General features: G+C 65.9%; 11 protein-coding genes and 1 pseudogene. 6 read left to right on the forward strand and 6 right to left on the reverse strand.

Annotated features, from left to right (window positions below):
- Positions 1–543: 543 nt before the first annotated feature.
- Together StrepF001_RS11345 and StrepF001_RS11350 are read left to right on the forward strand one after the other, a co-directional pair.
- On the forward strand, positions 544–1365 hold the full coding sequence (locus StrepF001_RS11345) for a S8 family serine peptidase (RefSeq protein WP_240797470.1): 822 nt from the start codon (positions 544–546) through the stop codon (positions 1363–1365).
- Between the two features lie 296 nt (positions 1366–1661).
- On the forward strand, positions 1662–2420 hold the full coding sequence (locus StrepF001_RS11350; RefSeq protein WP_240797391.1) for a hypothetical protein: 759 nt from the start codon (positions 1662–1664) through the stop codon (positions 2418–2420).
- 994 nt (positions 2421–3414) lie between these two features.
- Here StrepF001_RS11350 and StrepF001_RS11355 read toward each other — a convergent pair.
- From StrepF001_RS11355 to StrepF001_RS11370, 3 genes are all read right to left on the reverse strand, one after another.
- Entirely contained in the window at positions 3415–3756 is a 342-nt protein-coding gene (locus StrepF001_RS11355; RefSeq protein ID WP_129798143.1) for a hypothetical protein, read from the reverse strand.
- A gap of 555 nt (positions 3757–4311) precedes the next feature.
- Positions 4312–5493: an ISAs1 family transposase gene (locus StrepF001_RS11365; RefSeq protein WP_129798145.1), complete on the reverse strand. Its 1182-nt coding sequence runs from the start codon at positions 5491–5493 to the stop codon at positions 4312–4314.
- 115 nt (positions 5494–5608) lie between these two features.
- The gene (locus StrepF001_RS11370) at positions 5609–6784 is read right to left on the reverse strand and encodes a DNA/RNA non-specific endonuclease (protein WP_240797392.1); all 1176 of its coding nucleotides are present in this window, start codon (positions 6782–6784) and stop codon (positions 5609–5611) included.
- A gap of 134 nt (positions 6785–6918) precedes the next feature.
- Between StrepF001_RS11370 and StrepF001_RS11375 the strand changes: the two genes are divergently transcribed.
- A complete protein-coding gene (locus StrepF001_RS11375; protein ID WP_129798146.1) occupies positions 6919–7668 on the forward strand; it encodes a transposase family protein in 750 nt (249 codons plus the stop codon).
- Here the strand turns inward: StrepF001_RS11375 and StrepF001_RS11380 are convergent.
- Positions 7659–8306, reverse strand: a complete 648-nt coding sequence (locus tag StrepF001_RS11380; protein ID WP_240797393.1) for a hypothetical protein — start codon at positions 8304–8306, stop codon at positions 7659–7661. The genes StrepF001_RS11375 and StrepF001_RS11380 overlap by 10 nt on opposite strands.
- 268 nt (positions 8307–8574) lie before the next feature.
- On the opposite strand from StrepF001_RS11380, the gene StrepF001_RS11385 reads away from it, so the two are divergent.
- On the forward strand, positions 8575–9447 hold the full coding sequence (locus tag StrepF001_RS11385) for a leishmanolysin-related zinc metalloendopeptidase (protein WP_129798147.1): 873 nt from the start codon (positions 8575–8577) through the stop codon (positions 9445–9447).
- A 78-nt stretch (positions 9448–9525) separates the two neighbouring features.
- Here StrepF001_RS11385 and StrepF001_RS11390 read toward each other — a convergent pair whose 3' ends face one another.
- A complete protein-coding gene (locus StrepF001_RS11390; protein WP_129798031.1) occupies positions 9526–10275 on the reverse strand; it encodes a transposase family protein in 750 nt (249 codons plus the stop codon).
- 543 nt (positions 10276–10818) lie between these two features.
- On the opposite strand from StrepF001_RS11390, the pseudogene StrepF001_RS50005 reads away from it, so the two are divergent.
- A pseudogene (locus StrepF001_RS50005) lies at positions 10819–11095 on the forward strand (helix-turn-helix transcriptional regulator); the annotation flags it as partial.
- Positions 11096–11180: 85 nt separating this feature from the next.
- A complete protein-coding gene (locus tag StrepF001_RS50010; RefSeq protein ID WP_346656918.1) occupies positions 11181–11615 on the forward strand; it encodes a hypothetical protein in 435 nt (144 codons plus the stop codon).
- Positions 11616–11675: 60 nt separating this feature from the next.
- Here StrepF001_RS50010 and StrepF001_RS11405 read toward each other — a convergent pair whose 3' ends face one another.
- The gene (locus StrepF001_RS11405; protein WP_129798149.1) at positions 11676–12074 is read right to left on the reverse strand and encodes a hypothetical protein; all 399 of its coding nucleotides are present in this window, start codon (positions 12072–12074) and stop codon (positions 11676–11678) included.
- Positions 12075–12519 lie beyond the last annotated feature (445 nt).

Here is a 12519-nt window from a genome sequence, read left to right on the forward strand (position 1 = left end):
CCGGCCTGGTCGTGGTTGATTGGGAGTGACGGGGTCTAATGACGAGGACAGGGGGTAACTCGAAGGGGCAGCTATGGGTGACGCCGTCCTAAGAATCGATAGCCTTCTTTGCGTAAAAGCAGAGGAAGCCGGGTCTGACGAAGTGAAAATTCGGCGAGATGGGCTTGACATCTGACCCTCCTCCAGTGACGGTTTCCCAATATCAAACGGGACGTCGGCGGTAATTGCTAAGGATTTTTTCTTCGGCGGCGCCACCGACACTGTTATTTCGCTTTGGGACGCTGACGAGTTGAGCGCAGACAACCCCCTTGGAAGCGCACCATCCCGGCGAGTGAGGCTGGTACCGGCTTTCACACCAAGGAAATAATCGGCCCGGGTTCACACTACAAGATAAAATCCCGGGTCGGGGAAATTCAGTTCTGAGAGCGCTCTGGGCATATGACGAGGAACAAATCCGCGCGAGAGTGGCAGTGCATTCCCATGAATCCCGACATCCATGTAACCTCTCGGCGACCCGTTGCCTTGGCGGGCCTCTCACAACTCATGGCTAGAAGCGTAGGAGCAGCTGATCTGAAGGTGGGTCTCCCAGATGGCCCAGTGGTGGTTGGGCATCCGGGATTTTCTGCCGCAAAGATCAAGTGGTTCTGTCAAGGGGATGTGGCAGAACTCGGGGCGCGTGACGTCGCGGCTGTACATGCCACGTCCACCGCAGGCATCCTGGTGGCTGGGCGCCGGTCGGGTGCACTGGGTATCTGCCCGGAAATCACGCTTGTCACTCGTTCTGTCTTCCGTTCTCCGGCAGCACGTTCTGCAGGTACCACCACATGGATGGAACTGGCTGACGCGCTAGTGGAGCTCGCGGACGCCGGTGCACGCATCGTGAACATGAGCCTCTCTCTGGCAACGGGTATTTCCATGGAACATCGTGCCGTGCAGGATGCACTCGACTATGTGGCCGCTCATGGTGTGATCGTGGTGGCCGCCGCCGGCAACGAGGGCGCAATCAACAGCACGGTTGTCACCCGTCACCGGTCAGTTCTCCCGGTCGTGGCTTACAACCTTCAGGGTCGGCCTTGGCAGATTTCTAATATCGGACGGTCGATCGGTCAGCGGGGCATCGGGGTGGTGGTGGACGGATTGATGAGCCTGGGTGCGCACGGAATGCTCCGGCCGTTCGGCGGGACTAGCGCGGCGGCAGCCGTCGTCACTGGTGCCGTGGCTCTCATCTTGTCCGAGCTTCCGAAGACCACGCCTGAGGAACTTATCTCCGCGATGAAAGGAGCGCCGTCGCGCCGCACATCGGTCGTGCCTCCCTTGATGAACGCCTGGCGTGCATTTGAGTCGTTGCTCGCAGCACGAAGCTGACAGCAGCCCTGGTCACCGCATGGATCTAGAAAGAAGGCGGTGAGCTCATGGACGAGCCCACGGTATCCGCTGCCGAGTCACCCCCCGTTGCGCGCGATCCATCGGTCGGGCGTGCGACGAGCAGCGGGACGGTTCCCTCTGCCGAGGTATCCGCCCCTGGCGTGAGCCTCGCATCATCAGCCGCCGCGGAGTCTTTGCAAGCACACGAAAAGTCACCTTGCGGGTGCGGTGGCTGCGGTCGGGCCGTCCCCGCGGCTGACGGCCTAGGCCGTCCTTCCGAGGCGTACCCGCCGTTCGTGTATGCGGTGGGCCGACTTGAGCCCCGCATTCCCAGCCTCGGGATAGAAAAAGAGTTTGCCCAGGCGACCGGCCGCGCCGAGACGGCCAACCTGACGGACAGGCAGGCTCTACACGCCGTCCTATCGGATCCCCAGAGCCGCTATCTTGCCAAGCACCTGTGCTATGTGCTGGTGATCCAGGGGATCGACACCTACATCCTGCGTCCACGTGATCCCGCAGACTACGGCGTGCTCGTGGACGCGATCGGTCCGTCACCGCAGGCAAATGATCTCCACGTGGTAGTCGGACTACGAGGCCCCCTCGCCCCGCCCGACTTCTGCAACGGTCTCATGCTTCCCCTAGTGGCGTTCGATCAGATATACGCCTTCGATGCCGACTCACTCGTCGCGGGTCTGCCCAAACCGGATGACCTCGACGAGGAGTCGTTCCGGTCAGCCTCTCGGGAGCTCTTCGACCGGGTGATGCAGATCACCGACAACGCTGGCTCGTCCGACGAGCACCGTGCCCTCAACTACTGCGCGGTGCGATACGCGCAGATATACACGAATACTGCTCATGCCTTCGCATCGGGGCGTTCCCTCACAGCCATTGAGACGCGGCCGTCGCGGCTCAGCGGTAGCAGGAGCATTCAAGACGTGGTGTTCTCCTATACCAACCGGACGACCGACGTGACAGAGAAGTGCTTCGTTCGGGTCGATGTGACGGAAGAGTTTCCCTTCCTCGTCACAAAGCTGTCTCCGTACTACGACCGGTGACGGCAGGAGGAGGTCGGCCAACATGCCAGTCCCGACCGCTACGGCGGAGGCCTCTCTGTACCGTACGAGTGGCGCATACCGGTCAGCCCCCGGCCGGGTGCGATCCCGCACGAACACAAACATCGCACCGGCCGGCAGCTGCTATAGCGACTGCATAGCGACCTGCGACTACGAAATGACCAGCTACGAATGTAAAAAGTTTTGCCAGCAGCAGTGCAGCGGGCCTCCGTCGCCTCCGCCCTGTAACGGAGAATTGTGCATTACGGACTTCGGGCAGAGCCGCTGTTGCCCCTACGGGAGCACCTGCTGCTACGGCTACGAATACCCGTCAGCGCGCTCGGTCATCGGCTGCTGTCCGCCCGGGAGGGAATGCTGCGGGGGCAAGTGCTGTGAACCTGGGCACACATGTTGTGCTCCGAGGGGGTTTGGTCCGAATAACTGCTGTCCACCCGGCCAGGAATGCTGCGACGGCGTGTGCTACACACCGGGCCCCGGGACCTCCTGCAAAGACGGAACTATTTGTACTCAGGGTCGCGTCAGCTGCGGCGGACGATGCTGTGAATCAGGGGAGGAATGCGTAGGTGGCAAGTGCTGCAAGCCGGGTCCCCCGTGCGGTGGCGGGCGATGCTGCGAGGGAGAGCAATGCATAGGGAACGTGTGCTGCCCGCAGGAACGTTCCACGACGGCCGGGTGCTGTCCCGCAGGACAGGTCGCCTGCAGAGTGCGCGTATTCCCCCCGTCAGGGTCGGCCGCGGACTTCGAACCTGCACCGTACACCGAGGAGCGATGCTGCCCGCCAGGCTGGTCGTGCGTCTCTGACACACCCTGCCCCCAGGGCAAGTGCGCCAAAGGAACATGCTGTCCGCATGGGCAGCGGGCGAAGTTCGACGCCTCTTCAGGCGCGCTGTATTGTGTATAGCAAAGACGTGAGTGAACGGCTCCGGGCTGAGATCCGGAGCCGTTCACTGGGGCACATGGATAAGTTCCGTTGCCCTCATGGGTTGAATGCTTCTTCGACCTGATAGAAGACGTCGTAGTCGGAGCCGTCGCCTATCAGGTTGAAGGCCCGCTCTCCGTCATCAACCTGACTGGCGCTGACGAAAAAGCTACCGATGTGATCGTCACCGGAGCCGGAATCCCATTCCCATAGGCTGACCTTCGCTATGGTGTCGAAGGCCCGTGATTGGTTGACGATCTTTTCTTGGCCGGAATCGATCGCCGTGCCGCGCGGACCACCGAAAACCAGGACCCCGTCAATCTTGATTTGGAGATCGTCCGCACCCGCACCGTCGGTCGTCTCGTTGCACTTAACCTTGTTGATGATCACGAACGGCACGTCCGTCACCCTTCCTGAGAGAGCGCAACTACACATTTATAATCGCGCACGCATGCCGCGTGCGCAACCGGTCACACTGAATGAATCATTAACATTTGATGCCTCAAAACGCTTCAAGGAGGGACGTACACTCAAAATCCCGAGTGATACCATGATGGAAAAGAAAACCTCCTTCGGAGGTGGAGACCAGTGTCTGACAGTGAAACACATCCGCCTAGCGAGACGAAGAAGCCGCTGAGGGTCCGGCTGCCCGCTTTCATTAACGACGAGATCGGTCTTGGTGACGTTATCAAGAAGGTCACCTACCACGCGAGGCTCCGCCCGTGCAACGGCTGCGAGCAGCGCGCTGCCATGCTGAACCGGTGGGTGATCTTCTCTGGCCGGAGAACTCCAGATTGATGCCGGGAACGCCTAATCTAAAGCTTGTCCGTAAACGATCTCCGTACCTTCCGTGGCCAGTAACCCTGTCTGCTCCGGATTTGCGGCAGACTTCGGGCAACAGACACCCGAGAGGCTGGGGAGGCAGGGTCATTGCATGAAGCCGATTGATCCTTTTCATCCGGTGAGTCCGAGCGCGGTCAGGGGGCGCTTGTAGTCGCGTGCGGCGTGGCGGAGGGCGGCGGCGATGTTGGTGCGGCCGTCCTGACGGTGGAGGCCGATGGCGAGGTTGCGCAGGCTGGCCATGGTGCGGGGCAAGTGCGCGGTGCGGACCTTGGAGTCGTCCTCGCGGAAGGTCCGGTCCCGGACGTGGTGCAGGAGGTTCTCGATGCTCCAGTGACCGCGGATCCAGGCCGCGAGCTGTTCACCGGTGGCCTCGCCGGGCTTGAGGCTGGTGATCAGGCAGACACGCTCGATAGTGAGCTTGCCGGTGCCCGACTCGCGCCGCCAGCGCACGACTTGGAGGGCTTGGGCCGCGCCCGGGTAGTCGAGATGGGCGAACGCGGCGGTCTTCAGCCGGCGGATCTCCATGCGGTGGTGGGCGCGGGTGCGCTGGTAGTGGTCCAGGGCGATGTCCCGCCACGGGAGTTGGCGGACGCGGGCGTAGAGCGTCGGATGGTTCTTCTTGACGATCGCGAGGTAGTGGGCACCACGTTCGCGCAGGTAGGTGGCGTGGTCGTGCTGGGTGTGCAGGGCGTCGGCGGTGACCACGGTGCCGGTCAGGTCCACGGTGTTGAGCAACGGGGCGAAAGCGGGGATCTCGTTGCTCTTGTCGGCGACCTGCCGCTGGGCGAGCACGGCGCCGGTGTGCTCCATCGCCGCCAGCAGCGCGACGGCCTCCCGGCCCGCATGGCGCGAGCCGCGCAGCGTCTTGCCGTCCACCGCGATCGCCCGCAGCACTGGGCGCTTGCCGACAGTGTGCTCCGGCCGCCTGGCGCGGGCCGTAAGGAAAGCGCCGATCGCCTCATCCAGCACATCGCCGTCGAGTCGGGCGAGCAGGCGCCGGACGGTGGCCGGGTGCGGCACCGGCACGCCGCCGGTGAGCGGATCGGCCGCAAAGCCGCAGGCGCGCAGCACCCACTGCGGAGCGTCCGCGATCCACTCGCCGATCGCGGTCAGGGAGCGGGCGCCGGCCAGCACGCTCGCGGCCGACGCGCACAGCAGCGCCACGAGCGGGTAGCGGCGGCCCCGGCGGTCGCGGGGATCTGGCAGCAGGCCGAGGAAGCCGCGCAGGCGGACAGCGTCGGCGACCGGAGCTGGGGCATCGGCGTGGGCCAGGTGCTCCAACGCTGCGGGCATAGGGGATGATGCAGGGGCAGGCACGGTCTCGCTCGGTGATCAATGGACTCGACACCCACATGATCACCTGGGGTCGTGCCTGCGCTGCTTCACGTCCTCGCCAAGGGACATGACGTCACGTCACGCGCGAACCGGACCAATCCCGATCACGCAAAGACCCTGGGTGGGTCCGCGTCTGGATCTCGGACAGCTTGACCTGGAACACCCGGAACTCGTCCAGTTCGAGGGCTTCGGACACATCCAGGTTCTGCGTCAGCAGGAACGCCTTGCACTTGAGCTTGCCGTCCTCGGAGAAGACGAGCACCTTCCAGAACTCGCGCGGGAGTTTGACCCCCCGGAAGACACGGTCGTCCTCGTGGAAGATCGGGCCGCCGAACACGCTGACCTTGAGGTCATCGACACGGACATCCTCGAAGACCGCGTCTTCGAGGTGGCCCCAGATGCCGTTCCGCCCGCTCTGGTTGAAGTCGTCCATCTGCGGAGTGATGTTGGTGTAGAAGAACGAGTCCCTGTTGGCCTTCTTCGCCTCGGGCAGCGAGCCCCACACGACGTCGGCGCGGCGCGCGATATGGCCGCGGTCGAGCCGGTTGTTGCGTCCCTTGTACAGCTCGTTGCTGACCTGGGCGGCAGCCGGAAGGCGCGGGTCCTTGACGAAGCCGATGCCCTTCCGGTCGAGCTTCTTCAGGGTGCCGCCGTCGATGTTCCAGGCCACCCAGAAGGCGAAGCGCCGCGATGTGCTGAGGGCCAGCGAGAAGTGTGTGTAGGGGACCACCTCGGACCCGCTGAGCCGGACGGCATCCCCCTTGATCGACCGGTTGAGCTGCGGGGTGCCGATCGGTACCGCGAGGAAGCCCGGGTCGTACCCGGTCACGGCCTCCAGCGATTCGGGGTCCGGCGGTGCGAGGGTGATCTTCAGTTCGTCGAAGACCGCCTGGGGGAGGCAGGCCAGAGCGCGGTCCTCGGGGTCCCCGTCCCCCTCACCACCGAAGTGCAGACCGGCCATTACGTCCGTGGGCTTGCCGGAGCGGCTGGTGAACATCCAGACCGATCCGGAGTCGCCGGGCAGGCTGATCTCGTTGCCGTCCGCCGGACGCTTGGGGTCGGGGCCTATCTCGAAGCATTCGATCTCGCGCACTCCGACCGGCTCGTCGTAGTCGATGCTGACGATGGCGAAGGGCCTGCTCACCACACCGTGCGTGACACCCGTGGTACGGCCGCTCTTGACGACCTTGTCGTCGATCTGCGGTTCGCCCAGCTTCGTCGGTGTGACATCGAGGTCGAGGATGTCCATGGCGAAATCACGATCCGTGAGCCCTTTCAGGGTGGCCACCGATCGGGTGACGGGCTGCGGGTGCGAAACCGACAGGGCCCCGGTGCTGTTGAGGGAGGTGTTCGAAGTCTCAACTCATCAGCGCTGGAGCCCTGTTGGTTCCCCATCCTGCCGTACTCGACCTGCCGCACGCTCTCGTCGAGTGGCTCACGATGCTCATCGTCACCCGTGAGGGTGACCGCCGCTGCAAACTCCGTCCGTCCCAGCGTGCGCTGGTCGCTCTGGTCTACCTGCGCAAGCACGAGCCCCTGGCACAGATCGCCGCGGCCTTCCAGATCTCGGTCGGCACGGCCCACGCCTACACCTCGGCCGCCGTCAGCCTGCTCGCCGAGCGGGCACCGGGCCTGCTGAAGGCCCTGCGCGAGGCGGACCCGGACTACGTGCTGGTCGACGGCACGCTCGCCGAGTGCGACCGGGTCGGCGACAGCCGCAGCGACTACTCCGCCAAGCACCGCCGGCACGGAGTGAACCTGCAGCTGGTGAGCGACCCGGACGGACGACTGCTGTGGATCTCCCCGGCCCTGCCCGGACGCACCCACGACCTGACCGCCGCCCGCACCCACCGGATCATCCGGATCTGCGAGCGCCAGGGCGTTCCGATCCTGGCCGACTGCGCCTGCATCGGGGCCGGTTCCTGGGTCACCACCCCACGACGGCGCCCTCCCGGAGGCGAGCTGACCCCGACCCAGCAGACCGTCAACCGAGCGCTGTCGCGGACCCGGGCAGCCGTCGAACGCGGACCGGCCCGCCTGAAGACCTGGAAGATCTTCCGCAAGGCGCGATGCAGCCCGAATCGAATGACGTCAATCGCCAAGGCCGTCCTCACCCTGGAGCGTCAACGCTGAAAGGGCTCCGTGACCGTCGACACCGCGCAGTCGCCGCCCCTGCCGAGGTGGGCGCGCTTGAGCCTGCCGAGACGGTTCAGTGCGATGCGGCTGTCGTCCTTCTTGCCGGGCTGCACGACCACGTCGCCGAGCTCGCCCTTCCGGCCGTTCAGCACGTGCCAGTTGCTCAGCACGCAGGGCGAGCCGTCGTTCCTGTCGAAGGCGATGCACCCGAAGGTGCCGGCGCTCACCTTGACGTTGCCGACGCTCACGCCGGGACGGGCCGGATCGACGCGCCGCTGACGCTCCGGTGTCTCGCCCTCGTCCACCACGAGGAAGTGCGGCTTGTAGGAGCGCTGGACGACATCGGTCGGCACCTCGACGCCGCCGCCTATGTCGATGACCTCGGGGATCTCGGCGGTCCTCAGTTCGTCCAGTTCCTCCGGCCGGACCTTTTTGTCGACCGTGAACTGAAGGACCAGTTCCTTGCCCGGTTTGCCGTTCTTCTCCTTGTACCCGATACCGATCGAGGACACATTCGGGTCGCTGAGGAACCCCGATCCCCGGCCACGGATGAACTGCTTGAGGTCGCTGATCAGCTTGTCCTGGCCGCTTGCGGAGGGCTGGGGATTGACGGACGCACGCTTCTTGGCGGCCATTGAAGGCTCCCTTCACGCATGGAATTCAGGCGTGAGAAGCCCTACCGAAATCATGGGGATCCAGCGGTGGTTGAAACCGAAGCGAACGGCCTGGGCTTCCCGCTCTGTCGTGCACTTCCAGCATACGAGGCCCGAAAATGTACTGCCATGTACGGCACTGAAAACAGGCGAACATTCAACGATATTTGGTTGCATCGCCTACAACTCCGAACAAGTTTAGCGTGGTTCAGGAGGACAAGGCCGGCTACATGCGATGGGAGAAGTAGCCATGGGCAGGGAGATCAATTACGCCTTTGAGACCCACAGGGCAGTCGCTGACAGCGGCCGCGCCGCGGAGCTCGCCGCGACCACGTCTCCGTTCCAGATCGAGGTGCGGTTCCTCGGAGGGCTGACGAGTAGTCAGAAGAGCGTCTTCGCCGAGGCCGCGGACCGTTGGACGCGCGTCATCGTGGGAGACCTGGAGACCGCGATCATCAACGACCTCACCGGCAGGGTCGTGGTCGACGATCTCTTGATCGACGCCGAAGGCGTGCCGATCGACGGTGTGAACAACGTTCCCAACATTCTCGGGCAGGCCGGCCCGACGCGGTTCCGGAGGGACGACGCGGCCAGCGGAGCGGGACTTCCCGTGAAGGGGCGCATGATGTTCGACAGCGCGGACCTGGCCCAGATGGAAGAAGAGGGCTCACTCCTCGACGTCATCACGCACGAGATGGGGCACGTACTGGGAATCGGAACCGTCTGGACGGATTTCGGCTTCCTGAAGAACTTCCCCGGCCCGGACCCGACCTTCGTCGGCCCCGGCGCCATGAAGGAGTTCGGCAGGCTCACCGGAGAAGGGCCCACCCCGGTGCCGGTCGCCAATGTCGGCGGCGCCGGAAGCGCGGGCGGCCACTGGCGTGAGAGCGTCTTCGACAACGAGTTGATGTCGCCGAACATCGATGGCAGCAACAACCCCCTGAGCCGGCTGACGGTGGCGAGCCTGGGGGACCTCGGATACACGGTCGATCTCGACGCCGCACAGGACTACGAGCTTCCGAATCTCCTCGAGATCGCACGCTCCGGCCGCGTCCCGACCGCGGTGCCGGAGCATGTGGTGCTCCCGACCATCCCGACCCGTATCCCAGCCGAGAGGCCCTGACGGACCTGACGAGGTCGGCAGTACGGCCTCGGCGCGTTATCCGCGCACTGCTGAGCAGCTCGCTGACAGTGAGCCCTTTCAGCGTTGACGCTCCAGGGTGAGGACGGCCTTGGCGATTGACGTCATTCGATTCGGGCTGCATCGCGCCTTGCGGAAGATCTTCCAGGTCTTCAGGCGGGCCGGGCCGCGCTCGACGGCTGCCCTGGTCCGCGACAGCGCTCGGTTGACGGTCTGCTGGGTCGGTGTCAGCTCGCCTCCGGGAGGGCGCCGTCGTGGGGTGGTGACCCAGGAACCGGCCCCGATGTAGGCGCAGTCGGCCAGGATCGGAACGCCCTGGCGCTCGCAGATCCGGATGATCCGGTGGGTGCGGGCGGCGGTCAGGTCGTGGGTGCGTCCGGGCAGGGCCGGGGAGATCCACAGCAGTCGTCCGTCCGGGTCGCTCACCAGCTGCAGGTTCACTCCGTGCCGGCGGTGCTTGGCGGAGTAGTCGCTGCGGCTGTCGCCGACCCGGTCGCACTCGGCGAGCGTGCCGTCGACCAGCACGTAGTCCGGGTCCGCCTCGCGCAGGGCCTTCAGCAGGCCCGGTGCCCGCTCGGCGAGCAGGCTGACGGCGGCCGAGGTGTAGGCGTGGGCCGTGCCGACCGAGATCTGGAAGGCCTCGGCGATCTGTGCCAGGGGCTCGTGCTTGCGCAGGTAGACCAGAGCGACCAGCGCACGCTGGGACGGACGGAGTTTGCAGCGGCGGTCACCCTCACGGGTGACGATGAGCATCGTGAGCCACTCGACGAGAGCGTGCGGCAGGTCGAGTACGGCAGGATGGGGAACCAACAGGGCTCCAGCGCTGATGAGTTGAGACTTCGAACACCTCCCTCAACAGCACCGGGGCCCTGTCGGTTTCGCACCCGCAGCCCGTCACCCGATCGGTGGCCACCCTGAAAGGGCTCAGTGAGCTGCTCACCATGCCAATCGCTCGACCGGCACCGAAAGCCCATGCTCGGCTTGCATGGCGGTCAGCGGGGCCAGGGCCGGGCCTCGGTCATCTCCTCGGCGGGACGGCGCAGACGCTATGTGCGGCGCGCTTCCGCCCGAGCGGCATAGAAGATCCGCAGGCAGGAACAGGGCCTGTCACGGTCATGGGTACCTCAGTCCTCGGGAGCGTCAGCTGGGCACAGTGACCGGCCGTGTGACCGTTCGTCCGAATGCCGTGGATGGGCTGCAGGGCCGGGGGTGCCGCGGACACGCGCTGCACGTCGGTGTCACCCGGCCGGCGCCATCCAGTGCAGCACCGTCGACGGCGATGTGGCAGCCCCTGCCGAGGGGGTCACTCGCCGTGGCTCCCTCAGTGCCGTGACCGCTCCTGGACTCAACGGCATGGACGCCCGAGAACAGATGCGCGACTTCCTGATCACGCGGCGGGCCCGGATCACCCCCCGAGCAGGTCGGCCTGCCGCCGACGAGCAGTGATCGGCGCGTGCCGGGGCTGCGCAGGGGGGAGTTGGCCTCACTGGCCGGGGTGTCGATCAGCTACTACACCCGCCCGGAGCGCGGTGACGCCACAGGGGCCTCCGACAGCGTCCTCGAAGCCATTGCCCGCGCCCTGCAACTGGACGAGGCCGAGCGCCGGCACCTGTTCGACCTGGCGCACGCCACCGCCGCCGCGGTGGTCGGCAACCAGCGGTCGGACCTGCTCACGGCCAACCGGCTGGGCCAGGCCCTCTTCTCTCCGATGTGGGGTGTCGAGGATCCGAGCCGGTTCTCCGGCCCCCCGGCCGGTCAACTCGGCCCGGTTCCTCTTCCTCGACCCCGCCTCGCAGCGCTTCTACCCCGACTGGGAGGAATCGGCGGACCAGACCGTGGCGATGCTGCGGGTCGCCGTCACCCACAACCCCTACGACAAGCAGCTGTCGGCTCTCGTCGGCTACCTCGCCACCCGTAGTGACGACTTCTGCATCCGCTGGGCCGCCCACAATGTGCGCGAGCACCGCACCGGCCTCAAGCGGCTGTGCCACCCCGTGGTCGGCGACCTCGGCCTGACCTACGAGGTACTCACCCTCCCCGCCGACCCCGGCCTGTCCCTGGTCGTCTTCTCCGCGACCCCTGACACGGCCGATGAGGAGGCGTTGCGTCTGCTGGCCAGTTGGAGTGCCCTCCCGGTCGGCGGACGTTGAGGCGGCGCGCGGGAAGCGGGGAGAACCGGTGGTGCCGCCGCTCGGAGTTGGCGGCACGATCTAGGAATGCTCTCGTCGCCGGCTGGCGAGGTCCGGGATGCCCGTGCGGTCGGCCAGTTGCTCTTCCAGGGCTGCGTTGGTCGCCTTGAGCCGGTGGTTCTCGATCTCCAGGACGTGGTGGACGATCCGGGCCAGGAGCTGGGCCTGGGAGCGCAGGTCGTCGCGTTCGGTGCAGACGCGCGCCAGGTCCTCTTGCTGCTTGCGGCTGCGGGACCGCGCGGCTTCGGAGACCGGTTCGGGGATGTGGCCGCGGGCCTTGGTCAGGGCGTAGAACAGATCCTTGAGGCCGGTGTGTTTGTGGGTGAGCTTGTTGCGTCGAAGCCCGGCTTCGACGGCGAGGGAGACGATGGTCAGCTTGCCGTCGGAGTGCAGCGGGGCGCCGATCAGCAGGCGGACCATGGCGTCGGTGATGGCCCGGACCTCCGCGGCGTCCTCGGGCCCGCTGTCGGCGGATGCGTGGGCGAGGGCTTCGCCGACGATCCGGCACGGGGACGTGGTCCCGGCCGACCAGGTGCGCCTTGTCCTCGCCGATCCCGGGGCGCAGGACGGCGGCGGCTCCGCGGTGGGGGCGACGCTGCGCCTGGCGGCCCGGTGGGCGCGCTTCGTCCCGTGGAGCGAACGGGCGCGTGAGTGGATCCTCGCGGTGGAGGGGCTGCTGGCAGGCGCGGTCGAGGATGGAGCGCGCTGGCCATCTTGCCCTGGGGGCCGTCGTCGAGCGCGTGGCCGTAAATTTGCAGGACCACGGCCGGGTCTGCGGTGTCGCCGCGCCAGGTCACGTGGACTTCCGAAGGCGGACGGTGAGCTCACCGAGACCCAGGCCCGCGTCCTGTGCACCGCGATGACG

The organism is Streptomyces sp. F001, assembly GCF_004187715.1.
GTDB classification, from domain to species: Bacteria; Actinomycetota; Actinomycetes; order Streptomycetales; family Streptomycetaceae; genus Streptomyces; species Streptomyces flavusporus.

What these genes read in the sequence shown, in the direction of transcription:
- StrepF001_RS11370 (WP_240797392.1), bottom strand. Translation starts at nt 6,784, where the DNA reads ATGGACATCCTCGACCTCGATGTCACACCGACGAAGCTGGGCGAACCG.
- StrepF001_RS11385 (WP_129798147.1), top strand. Translation starts at nt 8,575, where the DNA reads ATGGGCAGGGAGATCAATTACGCCTTTGAGACCCACAGGGCAGTCGCT.
- StrepF001_RS11405 (WP_129798149.1), bottom strand. Translation starts at nt 12,074, where the DNA reads ATGGTCCGCCTGCTGATCGGCGCCCCGCTGCACTCCGACGGCAAGCTG.
- StrepF001_RS11380 (WP_240797393.1), bottom strand. Translation starts at nt 8,306, where the DNA reads ATGGCCGCCAAGAAGCGTGCGTCCGTCAATCCCCAGCCCTCCGCAAGC.
- StrepF001_RS11365 (WP_129798145.1), bottom strand. Translation starts at nt 5,493, where the DNA reads ATGCCCGCAGCGTTGGAGCACCTGGCCCACGCCGATGCCCCAGCTCCG.
- StrepF001_RS11345 (WP_240797470.1), top strand. Translation starts at nt 544, where the DNA reads ATGGCTAGAAGCGTAGGAGCAGCTGATCTGAAGGTGGGTCTCCCAGAT.